Source organism: Corallococcus terminator (assembly GCF_003611635.1).
GTDB classification, from domain to species: domain Bacteria; phylum Myxococcota; class Myxococcia; order Myxococcales; family Myxococcaceae; genus Corallococcus; species Corallococcus terminator.
This window is the reverse complement of record NZ_RAVZ01000016.1, coordinates 23,739-45,550: the sequence shown is the minus strand read 5'-3', so window position 1 is coordinate 45,550 and position 21,812 is coordinate 23,739. Positions and strand designations below refer to the sequence as shown.

At 70.3% G+C, this 21,812-nt stretch carries 20 protein-coding genes; 11 read left to right on the top strand and 9 right to left on the bottom strand.

What is annotated here, in order from left to right:
* Nucleotides 1–111: 111 nt before the first annotated feature.
* Together D7V88_RS04270 and D7V88_RS04265 are read left to right on the top strand one after the other, a co-directional pair.
* Complete coding sequence (locus tag D7V88_RS04270; protein ID WP_120539305.1) at nt 112–732, top strand: hypothetical protein; 621 nt, start codon at nt 112–114, stop codon at nt 730–732.
* Between the two features lie 116 nt (nt 733–848).
* Nucleotides 849–1,883 carry an LLM class flavin-dependent oxidoreductase gene (locus tag D7V88_RS04265; RefSeq protein WP_120539304.1) on the top strand — a complete coding sequence of 345 codons (1,035 nt, stop codon included), beginning with the start codon at nt 849–851 and terminating at the stop codon, nt 1,881–1,883.
* Here D7V88_RS04265 and D7V88_RS04260 read toward each other — a convergent pair.
* The 3 genes from D7V88_RS04260 to D7V88_RS04250 all read right to left on the bottom strand — a co-directional run bounded on the left by D7V88_RS04260 (nt 1,834) and on the right by D7V88_RS04250 (nt 4,241).
* Complete coding sequence (locus D7V88_RS04260) at nt 1,834–2,349, bottom strand: DUF6232 family protein (RefSeq protein WP_147448607.1); 516 nt, start codon at nt 2,347–2,349, stop codon at nt 1,834–1,836. The two genes, D7V88_RS04265 and D7V88_RS04260, sit on opposite strands and share 50 nt — an antisense overlap.
* Nucleotides 2,342–2,707 (bottom strand): DNA-binding response regulator, encoded by a 366-nt coding sequence (locus tag D7V88_RS04255; RefSeq protein WP_120539302.1) that lies wholly within the window; start codon nt 2,705–2,707, stop codon nt 2,342–2,344. Before D7V88_RS04255 ends, D7V88_RS04260 begins: the two co-directional genes overlap by 8 nt.
* Before the next feature lie 142 nt (nt 2,708–2,849).
* On the bottom strand, nt 2,850–4,241 hold the full coding sequence (locus D7V88_RS04250) for a sensor histidine kinase (RefSeq protein WP_158624990.1): 1,392 nt from the start codon (nt 4,239–4,241) through the stop codon (nt 2,850–2,852).
* Between the two features lie 182 nt (nt 4,242–4,423).
* Between D7V88_RS04250 and D7V88_RS04245 the strand changes: the two genes are divergently transcribed.
* Together D7V88_RS04245 and D7V88_RS04240 are read left to right on the top strand one after the other, a co-directional pair.
* Nucleotides 4,424–5,383, top strand: a complete 960-nt coding sequence (locus tag D7V88_RS04245; RefSeq protein WP_120539300.1) for a M48 family metallopeptidase — start codon at nt 4,424–4,426, stop codon at nt 5,381–5,383.
* 84 nt (nt 5,384–5,467) lie between these two features.
* Complete coding sequence (locus D7V88_RS04240) at nt 5,468–7,267, top strand: SLC13 family permease (RefSeq protein WP_120539299.1); 1,800 nt, start codon at nt 5,468–5,470, stop codon at nt 7,265–7,267.
* A 51-nt stretch (nt 7,268–7,318) separates the two neighbouring features.
* On the opposite strand, the gene D7V88_RS04235 is transcribed toward D7V88_RS04240, so the two are convergent.
* Genes D7V88_RS04235 through D7V88_RS04225 form a run of 3 tightly spaced genes read right to left on the bottom strand, consistent with a single transcriptional unit; the run spans nt 7,319 to nt 11,412 of the window.
* Entirely contained in the window at nt 7,319–7,888 is a 570-nt protein-coding gene (locus D7V88_RS04235) for a HEAT repeat domain-containing protein (RefSeq protein WP_244237975.1), read from the bottom strand.
* Between the two features lie 40 nt (nt 7,889–7,928).
* Entirely contained in the window at nt 7,929–9,302 is a 1,374-nt protein-coding gene (locus tag D7V88_RS04230) for a sigma-54-dependent transcriptional regulator (RefSeq protein WP_120539298.1), read from the bottom strand.
* Complete coding sequence (locus D7V88_RS04225; protein WP_120539297.1) at nt 9,280–11,412, bottom strand: two-component system sensor histidine kinase NtrB; 2,133 nt, start codon at nt 11,410–11,412, stop codon at nt 9,280–9,282. The genes D7V88_RS04230 and D7V88_RS04225 overlap by 23 nt, the downstream gene beginning before the upstream one ends.
* A 200-nt stretch (nt 11,413–11,612) precedes the next feature.
* Here D7V88_RS04225 and D7V88_RS04220 point away from each other — a divergent pair, with 200 nt between their 5' ends.
* The 5 genes from D7V88_RS04220 to D7V88_RS04200 are packed head-to-tail and all read left to right on the top strand — an operon-like array spanning nt 11,613 to nt 16,215.
* Nucleotides 11,613–12,296: a TetR/AcrR family transcriptional regulator gene (locus D7V88_RS04220; RefSeq protein WP_120539296.1), complete on the top strand. Its 684-nt coding sequence runs from the start codon at nt 11,613–11,615 to the stop codon at nt 12,294–12,296.
* Complete coding sequence (locus D7V88_RS04215) at nt 12,293–13,093, top strand: CoA transferase subunit A (protein WP_120539295.1); 801 nt, start codon at nt 12,293–12,295, stop codon at nt 13,091–13,093. The genes D7V88_RS04220 and D7V88_RS04215 overlap by 4 nt, the downstream gene beginning before the upstream one ends.
* A complete protein-coding gene (locus tag D7V88_RS04210; protein ID WP_120539294.1) occupies nt 13,090–13,839 on the top strand; it encodes a CoA-transferase subunit beta in 750 nt (249 codons plus the stop codon). The genes D7V88_RS04215 and D7V88_RS04210 overlap by 4 nt, the downstream gene beginning before the upstream one ends.
* 44 nt (nt 13,840–13,883) lie before the next feature.
* Entirely contained in the window at nt 13,884–14,921 is a 1,038-nt protein-coding gene (locus D7V88_RS04205; protein ID WP_120539293.1) for an alcohol dehydrogenase catalytic domain-containing protein, read from the top strand.
* Nucleotides 14,922–14,961: 40 nt separating this feature from the next.
* The gene (locus tag D7V88_RS04200) at nt 14,962–16,215 is read left to right on the top strand and encodes a hydroxymethylglutaryl-CoA synthase family protein (protein ID WP_120539292.1); all 1,254 of its coding nucleotides are present in this window, start codon (nt 14,962–14,964) and stop codon (nt 16,213–16,215) included.
* 73 nt (nt 16,216–16,288) lie between these two features.
* On the opposite strand, the gene D7V88_RS04195 is transcribed toward D7V88_RS04200, so the two are convergent.
* The gene (locus D7V88_RS04195) at nt 16,289–16,807 is read right to left on the bottom strand and encodes a hypothetical protein (RefSeq protein WP_244237974.1); all 519 of its coding nucleotides are present in this window, start codon (nt 16,805–16,807) and stop codon (nt 16,289–16,291) included.
* 336 nt (nt 16,808–17,143) lie between these two features.
* Here D7V88_RS04195 and D7V88_RS04190 point away from each other — a divergent pair, with 336 nt between their 5' ends.
* Nucleotides 17,144–18,376: a methyltransferase domain-containing protein gene (locus D7V88_RS04190; RefSeq protein WP_120539291.1), complete on the top strand. Its 1,233-nt coding sequence runs from the start codon at nt 17,144–17,146 to the stop codon at nt 18,374–18,376.
* 7 nt (nt 18,377–18,383) lie between these two features.
* Here the strand turns inward: D7V88_RS04190 and D7V88_RS04185 are convergent, their stop codons facing one another.
* On the bottom strand, nt 18,384–19,406 hold the full coding sequence (locus D7V88_RS04185) for an isopenicillin N synthase family dioxygenase (RefSeq protein ID WP_120539290.1): 1,023 nt from the start codon (nt 19,404–19,406) through the stop codon (nt 18,384–18,386).
* A gap of 848 nt (nt 19,407–20,254) precedes the next feature.
* Here D7V88_RS04185 and D7V88_RS04175 point away from each other — a divergent pair.
* A complete protein-coding gene (locus tag D7V88_RS04175) occupies nt 20,255–21,310 on the top strand; it encodes an oxidoreductase (RefSeq protein WP_120539309.1) in 1,056 nt (351 codons plus the stop codon).
* Between the two features lie 10 nt (nt 21,311–21,320).
* Here the strand turns inward: D7V88_RS04175 and D7V88_RS04170 are convergent, their stop codons facing one another.
* Nucleotides 21,321–21,776, bottom strand: a complete 456-nt coding sequence (locus tag D7V88_RS04170; protein ID WP_158624989.1) for a GNAT family N-acetyltransferase — start codon at nt 21,774–21,776, stop codon at nt 21,321–21,323.
* Nucleotides 21,777–21,812: the final 36 nt, after the last annotated feature.

Below are 21,812 nucleotides of genomic sequence, written 5' to 3'. Positions count from 1 at the left end.
CGCCACTGCGCTGGCCTCGCGACCCGGCTTGTCCCACGGGTTTGCGCTGACGAACCTGGACTCCCTGCTTCCTCGGAATACCTCCGACGAAGTCCCACATCGGGGGAGCCCATGAAGAAGCACCTGAAGCGCCGTCCGTCGTTCCGGGCGCGATTGCTGCTCAGCGCGGTCGCGGGCTTTGCCATGGGAGGCTTTCTCGAAGCGAGCGCGGCCCCTACCGATTCCCCAGTGACGCCTCCGGCCCCGCCGCGGACACCGGGCCCGACGGTGGTGGTGTGCCTGGAGGGGAATCCCGTCGGTGGCAACACTCAGACGACGTACACGCCAGGGCTCACCCGCACGCCCCGGCCCGTCACGGTCGCCACCACCGGCCATTTCGACTGCACGCTGTTGTTGGGAGGGCCGGTCGGCTCACCGACGCTGGCCGCGACCGGACCGGCCCCCGGCGGCGCCTGTGGCCTTCCGCTGGACCCGGGCCCCACCCAGACGACGCTGACGTGGGGGCCGAACGAGACCTCCACCCTGAAGATGAGCGCGCAGAAGGTGGAGGTCCAGGGACCGCGCACCGTGCAGACCTTCACCGGCGTCGTCTCCGCGGGCAGGTTCTCCGGCGCGAACGTGGTCCGGACCGTGACCTACGTCACCGCCGACCTGGAGGCCGGCTGCGCCTCACCCACGGGCCTGACGAGCACCCGGGGGGCCGCCACGCTGCTCTTCGTCAAGCTCTTCTAATCGGACGGCCAGCCCCCGCCAGCACGCTCGGGGGCCGTCGGATGCGTCAATGGCGTGAAAGTCACGAAGGCCCCGGCTATCGAAGGGCTGCTTTTTCCGCCACCGGGACCCCGACGATGATTCCCTTCTCCGTACTCGACCTGTCGCCCGTCATCGCTGGGGGCGACCCCGGGCTCGCCCTGCGCTGCACCCTGGACCTGGCCCGCCACGCGGAGGACTGGGGCTACCAGCGCTTCTGGCTGGCGGAGCACCACAACATGACGGGCATCGCGAGCGCGGCCACGTCGGTGGTCATCGGGCACGTGGCGGGGGGCACGTCCAGGATTCGCGTGGGCGCGGGCGGCATCATGCTGCCCAACCACGCGCCGCTCGTCATCGCGGAGCAGTTCGGCACCCTGGAGACGCTCTACCCCGGCCGCATCGACCTGGGGCTGGGCCGCGCGCCCGGCACGGACCAGCGCACGTCGCACGCGCTGCGCCGCAGCCTGATGGGCTCCGCGGACACCTTCCCGCAGGACGTGGTGGAGCTGCAGGGCTACTTCAAGGACCCCACGCCGGGCCAGGCCGTGCGCGCGGTGCCGGGCGCGGGCCTCCACGTGCCGCTGTGGCTTCTGGGCTCCAGCACCTTCAGCGCGCAACTGGCCGCCGCCATGGGCCTGCCCTTCGCCTTCGCGTCGCACTTCGCGCCCGCGCAGATGATGAGCGCCCTGCACCTGTACCGCACCCAGTTCCGCCCGTCGGACGTGCTGAAGAAGCCGTACGCGATGATTGGCGTCAACGTCTTCGCGGCGGACACGGACGCGGAGGGCCAGCGCCTCTTCACCTCGCTGCTCCAGGCCTTCATCAACCTGCGCCGGGGCCGTCCGGGCCCGCTGCTGCCGCCGGTGGACAGCATGGACGGTCAGCTCAACGAGATGGAGCTGGCGGAGATCGAACACATGCTGGCGTGCACCGTGGTGGGCTCCCCCGCCAGCGTGCGCGAGGGGCTCCAGGACCTCATCGCCCAGACGGGCGCGGACGAGCTGATGGTGACCGCGCAGATCCACGACCACGCCGCGCGGCTGCGCTCCTTCGAAATCGTCGCCCAGGTGCGCGACAGCCTCACGCGTGCGGACGCGCCTGCCGCACCGTCCCCGCAAGCCGCGCGATGAGCTGGGCATCGCGGCTGCCGAACACGCGCCGCGTTCCGCCCGGCAGGCCCAGCACCAGGTAGTGCTTCTCCTCCACCAGCAGCAGCGCGGCGATGGAGGAGAAGAGGCCCAGCGCGGTGAGGGCGAGCCCCACCTCGTAGGCGCCCTGCATCGCCGTGACGGTGACGGACAGCCAGGACAGCAGGGGCAGCCCCACCGCCCCGCCCAGGCCCACCGCGAGCAGGTAGGGCCACAGCTTCGGCGTGCGGCGCACCGTGTCCACCTGCCGCACGTCTCTCAGCGCCCAGGCCCGGCCGCCCACGAGCAGCCGCTCGCGGGTGACGCGCACCTGGCCCGCCTGGAAGAGCGACGGCTCCCCCGCGTCCACGGCTTCCGGAGGAGACGCCGGCCGGCGCTGCTCGACTTCACGTTCACGGACGGGGACGACGGGGTGCAGCACGGTGACGACGGCCATTGGTTCACCCATGGGTGGTCTCCAACGAGGGAAATTGTGTGCGCAGGACGGTGCGCAGCTCTTCGAGCGGACGGCCCAGCGCGAAACATGCACGGGCCCCCTGACACAGGGCGCGGGACACCAGGCGCTCATCCGCGAAGGGCAGCAGGACGAGGATGGGCACGGCGGCGGCGCAGGCCCGGGCGCGCGTCAGCACCGGGAGGATGGCCTCCCCGCGCTCCACGTGCGCCAGCACCAGGTCCGGCCGAGCCGCGTCCGCCGCGTCGAGGAACAGGGCGATGCCCAGGTCGCCCAGCACGTCCGCCAGCAACGATGCCAGGGACTCATCCGCACCGAGCAGCAAGGCCCGGGTTGTGCGCAGGGACGCCACGTCCCCACACCACAGCAACGTTCATGCCGGCACCACCGTCCCCGGGGGCCGACGAGTGATCACCTTCCGACCGTGGCAATCCGCCAGCACGGTGTGGCGGATTGCCAGAGCGGCCCGCCAGCGCCCCGCGGGCGGGGGCTCCCTAGTGTCGTTGAACGGACTCTGGGGCGGGGGGTGACGGGGCCGTGTCCCAGGAGGAGCCGGCGCGCGGAAGCTCGAACCAGAACGTGCTCCCGGCCCCCCGCTCGGACCTGACGCCAACGCCGCCCCCGTGCCCTTCCGCGAGCTTCTTGACGGTCGCGAGGCCCAACCCGAGCCCCTCGGCGACGCCTCCGTGCGCGCGGAAGTACGGTTCGAACAGCGAGGGCAGGTTCTCCGGGGCGATTCCCGGGCCCGTGTCGTGGATGTCCGTGCGAATCATGCCGCCCTCCTCCACCACCCGGAGGGTGATGCGGCGGGTGGACGAATCCCCCATGTACTTGATGGCGTTGCGGACCAGGTTGCCGACCAGGCTCAGGTAGACCCCGGTGCTGCACGCGACGAGGACCGGGGGAATCGGCTCGCAATGAAGCTCGATGCCGGCCTGCTCCGCCTCCGCCTCGAAGCCGACCAGCAGATCCGAAATCACGGCCCTGGGTTCGCTCCGGGCTCCTGGGTCCGGCCTCGCGCCGGAGCGCGCGAAGTCGAGGAGCGCGCCCGTGATGGCGTCCGCGCGGGACAGGCTCCGGATGATGCGCTGGATGGGTGCGCGGGCTGATTCATCCGGACTCTTGCGCACCGCGAGTTCGGCGGACAACCGGGCCGAGGACAGCGGGTTGCGGATGTCGTGCGCGACGCGGCCCGCGAACTGCTCCATCTCCTCGGCGCGCGTTTCGAGAAACTGCGTGTGCTCGTCAGCGAGCGCTCGCCGGGCCTGGAGCTCACGATGGAGCAGCCACGCCACGACCCCGGCCAGGATGCCGCAGAGCGCGTTGAGGCCCGTCGCGAGGCCCAATGTCTGCCGTCGGGTCTCCCGGATGCGCTCCGCCAGCTCCCGGCCGCGGACCGCGTTGTATTCGATGGCGCGCGTGACGTCCTCCAGGAGGCGCCGGCCCGGCGGGTCCACCTCCTGGTCGAACAGCGGTCCCCTTCCGGCCTCCGGGTTCGCCTCCGCGACGGTGCGCGTGCGAGTGACGGCGTTGTCGAAGCGCAGCCAGGACTCCTGGATGTCCATCCGCACCGCCTCTTCGCCGGGGAAGGCCGTCAGCGCCATGTACCCGCTGAGGCCCCGCCGGGCCTGGGCCAGGGCCTGGTCCAGGTCCCGTCCCAGGTCGGGCCGACGCTGGGGCTCATTGATGAACCGCGCGAGCAGCAGTTCGACCTCCAGGACCGACCTGCGAACGATCGCCAGGTGTTCGATGCTCGGCGCCGAGTTGTAGATGATGTCCTCGGACAGCTCGCCCACCGCGGAGGAGGAGCGCTGCACGACGAGGCTCGTCGCGAAGAAGCTCCCCACGACGGCGGCGAAGGCGAGGACGAGCATCTTCCAGGACACGTAGGTCCTGCGTGGCTGAGAAGAAGGCATCTTCTTGCGATGGGTCCGCCTGGTGCGCACGTCAAGCCGTCAGGCCTTCCGGGTCCTGAAGCAGCCCTGCGCCCGCCTGGCTGGGATGAGGCGCGGCGCGCGGGGTGTTGCCCCTGGAATGTCGCCATCCATCCCCACCGCCAGGAAGGAGCATGCCCATGTGGATTTCCTCCGCCATCGCTTCACTCACGGCCTGGTTGCTGTGCGGGATGCTCCTGGCCGGGTTCGGCCGCTGGCTCTTCACGCGCATGGGCGCCTTCGTGCTTCGCAGCCATGGCGCGCGCCGGCTCCACTTCGAGGAGGCACCCCGGCTGTACACGTTGCTGTCCCACCTCAGCATCGCCGCGAGGCTTCCCGCGCCCCGCCTCTACGTGGTGCGGCGCGAGCAGCCCAACGCCTTCTCCCTGGGCGCGGGCCCCCGGGCCGCCCACCTCATCCTGACGAGCGCCGCGCTCGACGAGCTGGATGAGGCGGAGCTCTGCGCCCTGGTCGCGCACGAGCTCGCGCACATCGCCCGGGGCCACACGCGCCGGGCCACGCTCGTCGCCGCGCTGGTCGCGATGACGGAGCGCTGCGCGACGCGCGCCGGGTGGCGTGGGCGCACGCCAGGCCTTTCCTCCCGGCTCATCAGGAGCGTGAGGCGGCTCGGGACGCCGCTTGAGCGGGACTTCGTCGCCGACCGGGTCGCCGCCCGGCTCCTGGGGGAAGCGCAGGACCTCGCGACGCTGCTGGACCGGCTGAAGGCGCATGCCTCGTGGAGTGGACCTGGCGTGCTGGCCGACGCGGGCCTCCCGTTCACGGCGCCCGCCGGGGAGGAGGCCGCCGGAAGTGTCCTCGACGAGCGCATCCACCGACTCCAGCGGGTGGCGGACGCCCAGCACGCGCGGCGCGCGAAGCCCATCCTCCGGCGCTTCCTCCACCGAGGCTCCCGCTTCCATCCTCGCGTGGAAGCCCCCGGGAGGAGGGCGCGAGTCCATCCGTTGAGAGGCAAGCGGCTCGCCCGCCTGGATGGCGGTTCGCGCTCGGGGCCCGGATTGCCTCCGAGCAGTCCCGGGGGCACTCGCCCTCCTGTCCGGCCCCACGGTCCTCCGGCCGCTCCCTACCTGAGCTGAGTCAGACAGACGTCCGCCTGACGCATCCCGGGGACGGGGGCCCGAAGCATTGCTCCCACTCCCACTTCCCTCCACCTTCCAGTCATGACGGTGACAATCGCGCTGGGCGTGGTGGTGGTCGCCATCGTCCTGCTCTCCATCGACCGCATTCCCACGGAGGTGAGCTCGCTCGCCATCGTCGTGCTGCTGGTGCTGAGCGGGCTGCTGACGCCTCGCGAGGCCCTCTCCGGGTTCTCGAACGAGACCGTCGTCTTCATCTTCGCGCTCCTGGCGCTGACCCAGGGGCTGAGCGCGACGGGGGTGATGCAGCTCGTGGGCCGGCGGCTGCTCTTCTTCGCGCGGTTCAGCCCGCGGGCCTTCATCGTCATGCTGCTGGCGGCCGTCTGCGCCTTCTCCTCCGTCGCCTCGAACACGGCGGTGACGGCGGCGTTCCTCCCCGTCGCGACGGCTTCCTCCGCGCAGGCGAAGGTGGCCTCGCGCAGGCTGCTGATGCCCCTGGCGTTCAGCTCCATGTTGGGGGGAACCATCTTCCTGTTTGGCACGTCCACCAACCTCGTCGTCAGCTCGGCGATGGAGCAGTGGGGGCTGGGACGCATTGGCTTCACCGAGCTCACGCCAGTGGGGCTTCCCCTCGCCATCATCGGCATCGGCGCGACGCTGCTGCTCATGCGGTGGCTGCTGCCCCCGCGCGAAGGTGACCCGGTCGCGGGAGCGCCGCCCCTGCGGGAATACGTGACGGAGGCGGTGCTCACGCCCGGCTCCCGGCTCGTGGGCAAGCCGCTGCGCCATCTCACGGAGGGGCTGGGGGTCCCGGTGCGGGGCGTCGTGCGCGAGGGGATCATGCGCCCTCCCGCCCCCCAGGAACTGCTCGAATCCCAGGAGCACCTCATCATCGCCGGCAGCCTGGACGACATCCTGCGGGTGAAGGACCTGCGCAGCATCGGGCTCAGCGCCGACCTGCGGATTCCCGAGGACTCCCGTCAGGCGCATGCCCTCACGGAGGTGTCGGTGCCGCCCACGTCGGCCCTGGCGGGCAGGTCCCTGGGGGACATCCGCTTCGCGCAGCGCTATGGGCTCGTGGCGCTGGCCATCCACCGCCACCCCACGCTGCAGGGCTCCCACCATCACCTGAACCTGATGGGGAGCCTGGCCGGCGGGGACGCCCTGAAGAACATCCCGTTGTCGGTGGGCGACCTGCTGCTGGTCGGCGGGCCGGAGCAGCGGATCCGGGAGCTCGCGCGGGAAGAGGAGCTGACCGTGCTCGGCAGCGTGGACTACCAGCGACCGCGCTACCGGCGCGCCCTGCTCGCCGTGCTCATCTTCGCTGTCACGGTGGTCGTCGCGGGACTGCGCATCACCTCCCCCGCCATCGCGGGACTGGCCGGGCTGTTGCTCATGATGGCGACAGGCTGCGTCGATACACGCTCGGTCTTTCGCGTGGACTGGCGGGTCATCATCATGATTGGCGCGCTGCTGGCCCTGGGGCTGGCGGTGGAGAAGAGCGGCGCGGGAGAGTTCATGGCGCGCGCGGTGCTGCCCCTCGCAGGTGTCGTGGGACCGCGCGGGGTGCTCTGCGTGATCATGGGCGCCACCGTCCTGCTCTCCATCCCGATGAGCAACCAGGCCGCGGCGCTGGTCATGCTGCCCGTGGCCATCCATTCCGCGATGGACATGGGGCTCGACCCGAGGGCGTTCGCGCTGGGGACGTGCCTGGCGGCGTCGTGTTCGTTCCTCACGCCCCTGGAGCCCTCCGCCGCGCTCGTGTACGGGCCCGGGCGCTACCGCTTCGTCGACTTCCTCCGGGTGGGCACACCCCTCACGGTGTTGATGCTCGTGTTGCTGACGTTCGCGGTGCCGCTCGTGTGGCCGTTCACGCGCAGTTAAGGCGCTGGCGACGGCTCACGACGATGGAAGGCCGCGCATCCTCGTGGGAGGTCAACACCCGTTCTTGAGGCGCATCCGGTGCAGCCCTTCGAGCATCTCGATGGCCCTGGAGGCTTCGTCGCTCACGGTCCCCACCCAGCCAGGAACCGGGGTCCGGTCCTCGCGCATCTCCTGGAGTACCGGGATGAGCGGCGGATGCCCTGTCGAGCCCAGGGCGTGGACTGCGCAGTAGCGGACCTCGGGCGAGGGATCCTTCAGGGCGTCGCGCAGCGCATGGACCGCCGCTTCGAACTCCCGCGAGTCCGTCCTCACCGACATGAACATGTAGGAGAGCCCCTCTGCGGCTTGCCCCCGCACCTTGGGAGCCTCCTGCAGGTCCGCGAGGATGTGGATCATGAGGTCCCACGTCCCGAGATCGCCATGCCAGCAAAGGGCGTAGAGAAGGCCCTGCCGCGCCTCCACACGGCGCTCCGCCTCAAGCAACTTGAGCAGCGTCGCGGTGGTCGAACAGTCGGAGGACAGGAGCTTCGATGCTTCAACGATGGCGCCGAGATCCGACCCCACGATGTCCTTCAGTGCGGCTTCACGCTGCGCTTGCGACAACGGTGCACGCTCATTCAAGTCCGCATCCCCCCTTTGACAATCCAAGCCACGCCTCACATCAGGTCGACCGCTCCCGCTCGCGGCGGTGGATGGTGGACACGTCGATGCCCAGCAGTTCCGCCGCGCGGGTCTTGTTGCCGCCGCAGTGCTGCACCATCCAGTGGATGTATTCACCCTCCAGCCGGCGCAGGGGCCACACGCCCTCCTGCGCCAGGGCGAGCGGATTCGCTTCCGGCTCCGGAATGGGCGCATGGGGCCGCAGGTCGTCCAGCTCCACCGTCTCCCGGGGCACCAGCACGACCAGCCGCTCGACCAGGTTCTCCAGCTCGCGAACGTTGCCCGGCCAGGGCATGGCGCCCAGCGCGGCCACCACCTCCGGTGACAGCGCCGTCACGCGTGAGCGCGGATTGCGGGCCCGGGAGCGCGCGGTGAAGTGCTCCACCAGTTGGGGAATGTCCTCCCGCCGCTCCTTCAGCGAAGGCACCCGCAGCGTGACGACGTTGAGCCGGTAGAACAGGTCCGCGCGGAAGCGGCCCTCCCGAACGCGCGCCTCCAGATCCTGGTGCGTCGCCGCCACCACGCGCACGTCCACCGTGCGGTGCGCGTCGGAGCCCACCGCGCGCACCTCGCCGTCCTCCAAGATGCGCAACAACCGCGCCTGGAGCTCCGTGGGCATGTCGCCAATCTCATCCAGGAACAGCGTGCCCCCGTGCGCCTCCACGAACAGGCCACGCCGCACCGACGTGGCCCCCGTGAAGGCACCCTTCACATGGCCGAACAACTCGCTCTCCAACAGCGGCCCCGGCAGCGCGGTGCAGTTGACGGCCACGAACGGACCGGGCGCGCGAGGCCCCTGGAAGTGCAGCGCGCGGGCCACCAGCTCCTTGCCACTGCCACTCTCACCGCGCAGCAGCACCGGCGCCGCCGCGTGCGCCACCCGGTCGATGAGTTCATACATCCCGCGCATGGGCGCGCTCCGGCCCACCAGCGCGCCCAGGCCGGAGCGCTCCTGCGACGCCTGCTTCAGCGCCCGGTGCTCCGCGCGCAGCCGGCGGTCCTCCAGCGCGCGGCCCAGATACAGCCGCACCTCGTCCAGGCGGAAGGGCTTGGTGAAGTAGTGGTAGGCGCCCCGGCGCATCGCCTCCACCGCGCTCTCCACGCCACCGAAGGCCGTCATCAGCAGCACCGGCAGCTCCGGATCCACCGCGCGCGCGGCGGCCAGCACGTCCAGGCCGTCCACCTTCTCCATGCGCAAATCCGTCAGCACCGCGTCGTACACGCGCGAGCGGATGAGCGTCAGCGCCTCCTCGCCGCCGGTGGCCAGGTCCACCGTCCAGCCCGCGTCGGCCAGCGGCTCCTGGAGCATGCGCCCCATCTCCACGTGGTCATCGACGACCAGGATGCGTGCGTCAGCCGGCTTGTCGTTCGGCATGTCGTTCCTCGGGCGCGGCACGCGCCACCGGCCACAGCACGGTGACGCGGGTGCCCTGCCCCGGCGTGCTCTCCAGCTCCACCCGGCCCCCGTGGTTGCGCACCACGTGGGCCACCATCGTCAACCCCAGCCCCGTGCCCTGTCCCCGCTTCTTCGTGGTGAAGAAGGGGTCGAACACCTGGTTGAGGCGCTCCTTCGGAATCCCGCACCCGTCGTCGCGCACGGTGAGCGCCACCAGTCCCCAGGCGCCCTCCTCCGGGCCCACCAGCGCGGAGGCGGACACCTCCACCTTGCCGCCCTCGCTGCACGCATCACACGCGTTGAGCGTGAGGTTGAGCAGCACCTGCTGGAGCTGATCCGCGTCCGCCGCCAGCGCCGGCACCGACTCCGGCACATCCAGCGTCAGCGACACCTGCCGCCGCTCCGCCTCCACGCGCAGCAGCTCATGCACGCTCCGGGCGAGCGGCTCCAGCGCCACCGGCCGCACCATCGCGGGCTGGAGGCGGGAGAAGTCCAGCAACTGGCGCAGCGTGCGGCTCACCCGATCAATCTGTTCGATGATGACGCCCACACCCGGCCCCTGCGGATGCGACGGGCCCAGCTTCCCCTGCACGTACTCCGCCCGTCCGCGCACCACCCCCAGCGGCGTCCCAATCTCATGCGCGATGCCCGCGGCGAGCACGCCCACCGTGGCCAGCTTCTCCGCGCGCAGCAGCTTCGACTCCAGCGCGCGCACGTCGCTCAGGTCCTCCACCACCAGGAGCGCCCGGACCTCTTCCTCCGGGTCCCCGGACGACAGCGGCACCGCGTGCAGGTTGTACGTGCCCTCCTCGCCGAAGAGCGCCAGCGGCTCGCCCAGCAGGCTCAGGGGCCGGTCCTCGCGGCCCGCGGACGCCACCAGCGCGGAGAGCCGCTCCAGCACCGGCTCCGGAGCCCCGGGGAACGCGGCCGAAAGCGGTGACCCGGTGACGTTGCCGGGCACGCGGGAGCGCAGCGCCTGATTGACGGCGCGGATCCGCCCGTCCGCCGTCAGCGCGAGGACGCCCGTGGGGATGTGGTCCAATATCTTTCGCGTCTGATCATGCAGCGCGGCGAGCTGCGCCGCATGCCGCCGGCTCTCCCGCAGCGCCACCGCTCGCCGCCGGGCCAGCACCACGTACACCGCGAAGGCCACCAGGAAGAACGCCACCAGCCCGCCCGCACCCAACAGCCGCACCACCAGCGACTGCTCATGCGAACGCAGCGCCGCCGTGGACACCAGCGTCGCCACCGCCCAATGGCTGCCACCGCGCATGCGGATGGGCGTGTAGACGGCCACCACCTCCGCGCGTCCCAACCCCAGCCGCTCCGCCTCCTGTTCGGACAGGGGCAGCATGCCGCGCGCCCCGGCCTTCAACCGCGACACGAGGAACGCGAAGCCGGGCACGCCCGCGTCCTTCTGCGCCACGCGGCCGAACCACTCCGCGAGCCCCGCGTCGCTCGCGGGCGTGGGCTGCCCGTGCGTGCCGACGAGCAGCAGCCGCGCCTCCAGGTCCGACGTGACGATGCGCAGCGGTGCGAAGAAGGACTCCGTGTCCACCAGCACCGCCACCGCGCCCTCGGGCTTGCCGTCCGTCGCGGGCAACGCCGTGGCGAGGATGCGCAACCAGCCGCCGTTCGCCGCGTCCAGGATGGGCGACGTGGTCAGGTCGCCAGGAGGCCGCAGCAGCGCGCGCCGCGCCGTCTCTCCCATCTCCGACACCAGCCCCTCGCGCGACACCTTCGAATCCGGACGCCGGTCCAACAACAACAGCCGCTCCACGCCGTCGCCGTCGTAGGCCGCGATGGCCTTGTACTGCCCCACCGCCTCCAGGAGCGCGCGCAGCTCCCTCCGGTGCTCCGCGAGGCTCCCCGGCTGGGACATCAACTCGCCAGCGAACCGCAGGTTCTTGCCCACCTCCTCCAGCGAGTCGGTGACGCCCCCCACGGCCTCGTCCAACTGCTTCTGCCGGTCCCCCGCGAACTGCTCCACCAGGGCGGTTCGGCTGCGCTTCACCAGCGTCCAGACCCCCACCCCCACGCTGGCCAGCGCGGCGCACAACAGCAGGATGGGCAGGAGGGTGGACCGCATGGACGCCCCCGTAACCTAACCTGACAAGTCGTCCCAAGTCCTTGTTTACAGGGCCTTTTGTCCCACCTGCCCTCCAGTACTTGCCCGTTGACGAAGCGCGTCGGCCAGTGCTACCTACCGGTCGGTAGGCAGTGGTGACCTACCGGTCGGTAGGTGGTCCATCCCGACGAAGGCGTCGGACGCCGACAAGGAGAGCACGCGTGACACCCACGGGGCGCAAACCGGACGAGGGCGAGCGGTACCGGACCATCCTGGAGACGGCGGCCCGGCTCATCTGCGAGCGGGGTTACGAGGGCACGTCGATGCAGGAGATCGCCGCCGCGTGCCGCATGACGAAGGCGGGGCTCTACCACCACATCCAGAACAAGGAGCAGTTGCTCTTCGCCATCATGAACTACGGCATGGACGTGTTCGAGGAGCAGGTCCTCGCGCCCGTGCAGGACGTGGTGGACCCCGTCGAGCGCCTGCGCCAGTGCATGCGCCACAACATCCACCTGGTGACGAGCGGCCGCAGCAAGGAGGTCATCATCATCCTCCACGAGCACGCCACGCTCACGGGTGAGCCCAGGGAGTTCATCGACCGGCGCAAGAAGCGCTACGTGCGCTTCCTGGAGGGCGCGTTCGCGGACGCGAGCCGCCAGGGCCTGCTGCCCGGTGTGGACCCCACGGTCGCGGCCTTCTCGTTCCTGGGCATGGTCCTCTGGGTCTACAAGTGGTTCAAGCCGGACGGCCGCCTGACGGAGGAACAGATCGCCGACGGCATGGTGGCGATGATCCTCCCGGGCCTCTCCGCGCCCGCCGCGTCCACGCCGTCATCCGATGCGAATGCTTCGGCGCCGCTGCGCATGGTGCCGCGCGCCGCTTCCGGGGAGGAGCCCCAGTGAACCGCGCCCGGTGGTGTTCCCTGACGGAGGCCGTGGCCTCCATTCCCAACGGCGCGTGGGTCGCGGCCGGAGGGTTCATGCTGGGCCGTGCGCCCATGGCGCTGGTGCTGGAGCTCGTCGCGCAGGAGAAGCGCGACCTGCAGCTCATCTCCCTGCCCAACCCGTTGCCGGCGGAGTTCCTGGTGGCGGGCGGGTGCCTCAAGCGGGTGGAGTTCCCTTTCGGCGCGCTGGTGCTGGAGAACCGGGTGCGTCCCCTGCCCTGCCTGAAGCGCGCGATTGAAGCGGGCGACATCGCCTGGCGCGAGCACGACGGCTACCGCGTGGTGCAGCGGCTGCGCGCGGCGTCCATGGGGCTGCCGTTCATCCCCGCGCCGGACGCGGACGTGTCGGAGCTGGCGGAGGTGGACGCGCCTCGCACGGTGGAGGATCCGTTCACCGGCCGCCGCGTGCCGGTGGAGCCCGCGTTCTACCCGGACGTGGCCGTCATCCACGCGCAGGCGGCGGACGACAAGGGCAACCTCTACATCGAGGACCCCACCACGGACCTGCTCGTGGCGGGCGCGGCGAAGCGCGTGGTGGCCACGGTGGAGGAGCGCGTGCCGAAGCTGTCGCGCGTCACCATCCCCGGCTTCCAGGTGGAGCGCGTGGTGCTCGCTCCCGGCGGCGCACTGCCCACGGGCTGTCTGGGCAAGTACCCGCACGACGACGCGATGCTGGCCGCCTACCTGGCCGCGGCCGAGGCAGGGCAGGCGCGGGAGTTCCTCATGTCGCTGCGCGCGACGCGGAGCGCGGCATGACGGCGACGACGATGCTGGACGCGACGCCCGCGGAGACGGTGGTGTCGCTGCTCGCGCGGGAGATTGAAGACGGCGCGGTGGTGGCCACCGGCGTGGCGTCCCCGCTGGTCATCCTGGCCATTGCCGTGGCGCGGGCCACGCATGCGCCGGGCCTGACGTATCTGGCGTGCGTGGGTTCGTTGGATCCGGACCTGCCGGAGCTGTACCCGTCGTCGGAGGATCTGCGCTACCTGAACGGTCGCTCCGCGGAGGTGAGCATCGCGGACCTGTTCGACCATGCGCGGCGTGGCCGGGTGGACACGGTGTTCTTCGGCGCGGCGGAGGTGGACCCGGCGGGCCGCACCAACATGACGGCGTCGGGCAGCATGGAGAAGCCTCGCACCAAGTTCCCCGGGGTCGCGGGTGCCGCCACGCTGCGCCAGTGGGTGAAGAACCCGGTGCTGCTGGTGCCGCGTCAGTCGCGCCGCAACCTGGTGCCGCAGGTCCAGGTGGCCACGACCCGGGACCCCAGCCGTCCGGTGCGGCTCATCTCCGATCTGGGCACGTTTGAACTGGGCGGCCCTCGTGGCGCCCGGCTGTTGTCGCGGCACCCCTGGGCGTCGGTGGAAGGCATCACCGAGCGCACGGGCTTCGAGTTCGCGGTGCCGGATGCCCTGCCCGTCACCTCCCTTCCGGACGCGCGCACGGTGACAGCCATCCGCGCGTTGGATCCCCACAACCTCCGCGACGCGCTCGTCGGGAGCTGAAGTCCTTCACACCCTTGAGTTCGCAACACGGAAAGAGGCACCGCATGGAGGCTGTCGTTCTTCGCCAGTTCGGGAATGCCGAGAACCTGCGTCTGGAGACCGTGCCGGTGCCCCGGCCGGGCAAGGGCGAGGTGTTGCTGCGCGTGCACGCGTGCGGCGTCTGCTACCACGACGTCATCAACCGCCGGGGCAACCTGCCCCGCACGCACGTCCCCGCCATCCTGGGCCATGAGGCCGCGGGCGAGGTGGTGGAGGTAGGCCCGGACACGCCGGGGTGGAAGGTGGGAGACCGCGCGGCCACCCTTCAGCGCATGTCCTGCGGCGAGTGTGCCCTGTGCCTCGCGGGCCGCAACAGCCTGTGCAAGACGGACAACCGCTTCTTCGGCGAGGAGCTGCAAGGCGGCTACGCGCAGTTCATGGTCGCGCCCGTGCGAGGCCTGGGCCGCGTGCCGGCAAGCCTGCCCTGGGCGGTGGCGGCGACGGTGTGCTGCACGCTGGGCACCGCCGTGCACACCCTCCGCACGCGGGCCAAGGTGCGGGCCGGTGAGACGGTGTTGATTACCGGTGCGAGCGGCGGCGTGGGCCTGGCGGCCGTGCAGTTGGCGAAGGCGGATGGGGCGCGCGTCATCGCCATCACCTCCGGCGAGGCGAAGGTGGCGGCGCTGAAGGAGGCCGGCGCGGACGAGGTGATTGTCTCGCGCGGGCTGGACTTCGGTTCGGAGGCGCGCAAGCGCACGTCCGGCAACGGCGTGGACGTGGCGGTGGAGATCGTCGGCAGCGCGACCTTCGACCAGACGCTCAAGTCGATGGCGCCGGGTGGCCGCGTGGTGGTGGTGGGCAACCTGGAGTCGGGGGTGGTGAACCTGAACCCGGGCCTGGTCATCGTGAAGGAGCTGGAGATTCTTGGCGCCTACGCGACGACGCGCGAGGAGCTGGACGAATCGCTGCGGCTGACGGCGGCCGGGTTGGTGCGTCCCTTCGTGTCGGAGGAGGTGGCGCTGGCGGATGCGGGGCGCGCGCACTTCCGGTTGGAGAACCGCGAGGTGGCGGGCCGGCTGGTGCTGGTGCCGCCCGAGGCGTGAGTCATTCGGATTCGCAGCAACTGGACTTGAGGAGTTCCCCATGAAGAAGCGGGTTGGAATCGAAGCGCTGGCCGTGGCGGTGCCCCGGCGGTACGTGGACATCGAGGACCTGGCGCGCGCGCGCGGCGTGGACCCCGCGAAGTTCACGGCGGGCCTGGGCGCGAAGGAGATGGCGGTCAACGACCCCGGTGAGGACTCGGTGTCGCTGGCGGCCACGGCGGCGGCGCGGCTCATCCAGCAGCAGTCCGTGGATACGTCCAAGATTGGCATGCTGGTGGTGGGCACCGAAACGGGCGTGGACCACTCGAAGCCCATCGCGTCGCACGTGCACGGCCTGCTGAAGTTGCCGCGCTCCATGCGCACGTTCGATTCGCAGCACGCCTGCTACGGCGGCACCGCGGGCCTGATGGCGGCGGTGGAGTGGATTGCCTCCGGCGCCGGTGCGGGACGCACGGCGCTGGTGGTGTGCACGGACATCGCGCGCTATGGCCTGAAGACGGCGGGCGAGCCCACCCAGGGTGGCGGCGCGGTGGCGCTGCTGGTGTCGGAGACGCCGGACCTGCTGGCGATGGACGTGGGGCTCAACGGCGTGTGCACGTCGGACGTGTACGACTTCTGGCGGCCGGTGGGTCGCCGCGAAGCGCTGGTGGACGGGCACTACTCCATCACCTGCTACCTGGACGCGATGGCCGGGGCGTACCGGGGCTGGCGTCAGCGCGCGATGGAGCAGGGGCTGGTGCGTTGGGATTCCAAGCTGCCCAGTGAGCAGTTGTCGCGCATCCTGTACCACGTGCCCTTCTGCAAGATGGCGCGCAAGGCGCACGCGCAGGTGCGGCTGTGCGACCTGGAGGACGCGACGGACCCCGGGCCGGCCACGCCCGAGGCGCGCGACGAGGCGGCGAAGTCCCAGGCCAGCTACGACGCGCAGGTGGCGAAGTCGCTGGGGTTGAATGCGCGCGTGGGCAACGTCTACACGGCGTCGTTGTACCTGGCGCTCGCGGGGCAGTTGCACGCGGAGGGCGCGGCGCTGGCGAACCAGCGCATCGGCCTGCTGTCCTACGGCAGCGGCTGCTGCGCGGAGTTCTACTCCGGCGTGGTGGGTGAGAAGGCGGCGGAGCGGATGGCGCGCGCGGACCTGGACTCCGTGCTGGCGAAGCGCGAGCGCGTGTCGGTGGAGGAGTACGAGCGGCTGATGAACCTGCCGTACGACGCGCCGGAAGCCATCGCGCCGGAGCCGGGCACGTTCCGGCTGGCGGAGATCGTCGAGCACCGCCGCAAGTACGCGGGCGCGTAGTTCGGGACGGGTTGGGTTGGATTCACGGGCGATGCGCGCGGACAGCGTGCATCGCCCGTTTGTCTTGGGAGGACTACTTGCAGACTCTGCAACCGAGGCCACAGGACGTGGAGATGGTGCAGCAATAGCCGGGACTCGGCGTGCAGCAATACTTCCACTTCCCACAGGTGATGCAGCACGTGATCCCCTGCTCGTCAGGGGAAGGCGCCGCCAGCGGGTTCACGTCCAGGGGGCGCTCGTCGATGGTCGTCACCGACACGCTGAAGGAAGCCCGGAGCCCCCTGTGGACCTGGCCGTCTGCCCGGGCCTCGATGACTTCGATGGGCGAGGCCGAATCCAGATCATAGTCATTGTAGATCTTGTAACGAACGGCGTCGGGCCCGATGACCTCCGGCACGATGCGATAGGACAGCTTCAGCGCCTCATTGGTGGCATGCAGCGCCTGCCCATCCACGGCACGCATGACAGCGCTCTCGCCCGCTTCGTCATACACGGTCATGTGGATGATCTTCTTGTCGATGGCGGCATCCGCGTTGCCAACCACGAAGAACAACGAAACCAAGCCCACGAGATTCGCGATAGCCCTGAGCATACACAGACTCCTTGATATGCAGTCATGCGTTCACGACCGGATGACCGTTCCCCGTCTGGGGACCCTGAAACCATGCATCCCCACCGACATGGATTCCAAGGCTCTCCGACCATCCCGGTTTGACTTGTGCTTCATGGGAGACGATGACTGGCTTTCATTGTCTGCTGGCGTTCGCGTCCCTGCCCGGCGGGCCTACGAACCCGTGGAGCCAAGACGATGTCGGTCCCTCTCTGCTGTGCACACCCGACAAATCTGGAATAGTATGCCAGAACCGCGAGGCCGGCTCTCCCTGAACCGCAAGGGGGGCTCCACCGCGTACGTCCTTCTCACACAGCCATGTCCACGCCCCACGCTTCCCTGAATCCCTCCACGCCCGCGCTGCTCACCCGTTCGTCCGGTCCCTTCGGCACCTGCATGGTGACGACGCGGGCGGTGGCGGCGGGCGAAGTGCTCCTCGTCATGGAGGGCAGCCGGGTCCGCGCTCCCGGTCGGGACACGCTCCAGGTGGGCGTGGATCAACACCTCGCGACGCCGGATGCCCCCTGGCGCTTCATCAACCACGCCTGCGAACCGACGGCCCTGTTCGACCCCGGCTCCGACACGCAGCCGCCCCGGTTCACCGCGCGGAGGGCCCTGGCGGCCGGTCAGGAAGTCACCTTCAACTACCTGACCTCCGAGTGGCACCTGGTGGCGCCCTTCCCCTGTGGCTGTGGCGCGGCCACCTGCGTCGGCTGGGTGCGGGGCGCCCGCTACCTCACCGCGGCCCAGCGCGACACCTGGCGCCTGGAATTGCTGCCGCACATCCAGCAGCAACTCCAGCCCCCTCCCGAATCTCCCCCTTGGTACCGCGACGCCTTCTCCATCACCGATGACGTCTGGTACCTGCCGCTCGACGCCACCGCGGCCACGGAGGTGGAGCAGGCCCTGTGCCTGATGGAGCTGAAACCCGGCGCCAGTGTCCTGGACGTGTGCTGCGGGCACGGTCGCCATGCAATTGAGCTGGCCCGACGTGGCCTGAGCGTCACCGGCCTGGACCTGTCCTCCGAACGTCTGGGCATGGCCCGCGAACGCGCCGGCCGCGCGAGCGTGGATATCACCTGGGTGCAGTCGGACATGCGCAGCATCCCCAGCCGGGGCCATGACGCCGCCATCGTGCTCTCCACGTCCTTCGGCTTCCTGGAGAACGACGCGGCCCACCTGGAGGCGCTGCGCTCCATCCGCGACACCCTGGTCCCCGGCGGTCAGCTCCTCATCGAGGTCGACAACCGCGACCACGCCCTGCGCCAGCCTCCTCGCCAGTGGGGTGAATCCGAGACCCTGCTCTGGTGGAAGGAGGACCGCTTCGAGCCGCGCACCAGCCGCAACCACCGCCACTCCAAGGGACGCGACCCCAGGACGGGCAAGGCGTACGAACAGCACATCCACTACCGCCTGTTCTCCGCGCACGAGCTGCTCGGCCTGCTCGAACAGGCGGGCCTGCGGGAGGACGGTCTCTGGGGGAACCTGGACGGCCAGCCCTTCACCCTGGACAGCCCGTCCCTGGTCATCCGCGCTCGGCGGCGCGACTGAGCCGGGCCTACAAAACCTCCGCGCGCAGGTCCGGGAACACCTTGCCCACCTTGCCGAGCAGATAGTCCCCATACGTGCCCCGGAACGCATGCACGCTCTGCCGGTCCCACCGCTCCGCCTGGTCATCCGCGCCGGCGTCGCGCAGCGCCGGTGAATCAATGGCGTGGATCTGCGCCTTCCAGTCCGGGTCGAAGAAGAAGGGCAATGACAGACGGTCGCGGCCCGCGCGGTTGAGCACCCGGTGCGGCGTGGAGCGATACACGCCCCGGGTCATCCGGTCGAGCATGTCCCCGATGTTGCAAACGAACGTGCCCTCCACCGGCGGCGCGTCCATCCACCGCACCTGCCCGTCCTGGCGCGACTTCACCTGGAGCCCGCCCGCGTCGTCCTGCTTCAGGATGGTGAGCACGCCGTAGTCGGTGTGCTCGCCCACGCCCCACACCGGCAGCCCCTCCCCGTCCACCTCCGGGCCCGGCGGGTAGTTGAAGATGCGGAACAGCACCGTGGGATCCGTCATGTAACGCGTGGCGAAGAAGTCCTCCTCCAACTCCAGGCTGAGCGCGAGGCCAGACATCAGCGCGTGCCCCAGGGACGTCAATGCCTCCATGTACTCAAGCACCGCGCCGCCCAGGCCCGCCGGTTCCCGGGGGAACAGGTTCGGGCCGTGCAGCGGCGTGCCGGCGAGGACTCGCGGATCCTCCGGTGACAACTCCGTACCGAAGTACAGGCCCTCCTTGCGGTCCGGACGGCCCGACGTGAGCTCGCCGCCCACGGGGAAGAAGCCCCGCCACGCCCGGCCTCCCAATGCCATGCGCACGGACTGCTTCTCCGCCTCCGACCGCGCGAAGAACTCCCGCGCCAGGGACTCCAGCCGGGCCTGGAGCCCCACGTCCACGCCGTGCCCGGTGACGTAGAAGAACCCGTTGTGCCGACACGCGACGCCCATCCTCGCGGCGACTTCGCGGCGGGCCGCGAGGCTCGACGTGGCGTCGATGAGGGCTCGGACGTCGATGACGGGCACGGTGTCCATGGGGGCTTCCTCCTCCGGGGGGCGGACGACGCGCCGACTCTAACGCGTCGCAGGCAGCCCGGGGGTCGGGAAGCCTCCGCGCATCAGGACGCGGCGGGACCCGCGTCCGAAGCGCCCGCGTCAGCAGTACCCGCGTCAGCAGTGCCCGAATCGGCAGTGCCCGCGTCAGCAGTGCCAGTGCCCGAGTCGGCGGCACCTGCGTCTGAAATACCTGCGTCTGCGGGATCGTACTCCGTCCGGATGGTGCAGGAGCCATCACAGTGAGCATCGCACTCGACCCGGGTGCAGCCTCCATGGGTGGCAGTGCACCCCGTGGGCGCAGCACAGTTCTTACCCGTGCATCCCCCCGTGCAGACGACCTTCCCGATTCCCATGGCCATGGGGGCCAATGAGCCACCCGAGACGGCTTGCGACGTGAGCGCGGGCTCCACAGAGAATCGCAAGGACGAAATCCTCTGCCCATTCACATGCTCTTCCGTGGGCAGGCCGATGGGCGTCCGTTTCGCGCCCTTGAGAAGTCGCGCGACCTCGGGATCGGTCGCGTCAATCATGGTGCAGTGACTCGCCGCCTCCTTTGTCGCGGTTTCTATTCCGGGAGGGGAACCCGCTTCATCACCACAGCCGAACAGCGTGGTGACGAGCAGTCCGACGACCACCCCACGGATGCATGCGTGCTTTTGAGTCTTCATGTGTCAATACCCCCTCAAAGTGAAGACATGACTCTAGATGCGGCTTTTTCCTGTTTATGGCTGTATTTCTGTGTTTGATTCAAAACTGTTGGCTGGACGACAGCGGCGCGGCGCGAAGGGACGTCCGCGCCAGCGCCATTTCCCGCTAACGTGCCGCGCATGGCTTCTGCTCCCGCCCCCGGTTCCGTGTTGCGTGTGGGTCTCCTCGGCTATGGCCTGTCCGGCTCGCGCTTCCATGGGCCGCTGGTGGCCGCGGAGCCCGCCTTCACGCTGGCCGCCGTCGCGTCGCGCCGCGCCGACGTCGTGGCGCGCGACTGGCCGGGCGTCCGGACGGGCACGGTGGACTCCCTGCTGTCGGATCCGGACCTGCACGTGCTCGTCGTCTGCACGCCCAATGACAGCCACGCGTCACTCGCCGAACAGGCCCTGCGCGCGGGCAAGCACGTGGTGGTGGAGAAGCCCTTCGCGCTGGATGCGGACGAAGCGCTCCGGCTGGACGGGCTCGCGAAGGAGCGCGGCCTGTGCCTCACCGTGTTCCACAACCGTCGGTGGGACGGCGACTTCCTCACCGTGCGCCAGCTCCTGAGCCAGGGACGGCTGGGGACGCTCTACAGCCTGGAGAGCCACTTCGACCGCTTCCGTCCGGAGGTGAAGGCGCGCTGGAAGGAACAGGATGTGCCCGGCGGCGGCACGCTGTGGGACCTGGGCTCGCACCTCGTCGATCAAACCGTGCAGCTCTTCGGCGTGCCGGAGTCGGTGGGCGCGGACCTGGGCCGGCAGCGCCCCGGCGCACAGGGCACCGATTGGTTCCATCTGGTGTTGCGGTATGGCGCGCTGCGCGTGCTCCTGCACTCGGGTTCGGTGGTGCATGCGCCGTGGCCCCGCTTCGTGTTGCAGGGGGACCGGGATGCCTACGTGAAGTCCGGCCTGGATCCGCAGGAGTGTCAGCTTGAAGCAGGCCTGCGCCCCGGCCACCCGGACTTTGGCAGCGAGCCTCCTGCGAACCACGGCCGGCTGCTGACCTCCGGGGAGACCGTGCCCACCGCGCCCGGCGACTACGGCCACTTCTACCGCCAGCTTGCCGCCGCCATCCTGCACGGCGCCCCGGTGCCGGTGTCCGCGCTGAGCGCGAGCCAGACCGTGCGCGTCCTCCAGGCCGCCCTCCAGAGTGACGCGGAAGGCCGGCGCATCACCCTCACCCTGCCCCGGGACTGACCCCCCCGGGCTAGAGCGCCTTCTCCAGCACCAGGAACGTGGGCGATGCGTAGCCCGCGTGCGTGCCGTGGGAATGGAAGGCGTAGCCCTGGCTCGCGTACCACGCGTGGTGCGACGTCAGCGCGAGCCGCACCGACAGGCGCACCCGCGTGTGTCCCAGCTCGCGCGTTCGGGCCTCCACCGCGCGCATGAGCTGGAGCGACAACCCCCGGCCCCGGAAGGCCGGCAGCACCGCGAGCCGATCCAGGTAGACGTGGTCCTCCTTTGGATGGAAGAACACGCAGCCTTGCGGCAGTCCGTCCGCTTCCACCACGAAGGCCCCGCCGTCCCGCAGCTCCCGCGTCACCACGGCTTCTGTCTTGTCGTGCGCGCTGGATGGCGGATCCAGGCGTCCCCGGTACTCCTCGAACGCTTCGCGCAACACGCGCGACAGGAGGCCCGCGTCACCGGACGTCGCTTCGCGCATCGTGAAAGGGGCAGCGTCAGGCATCGTCGTCCGACT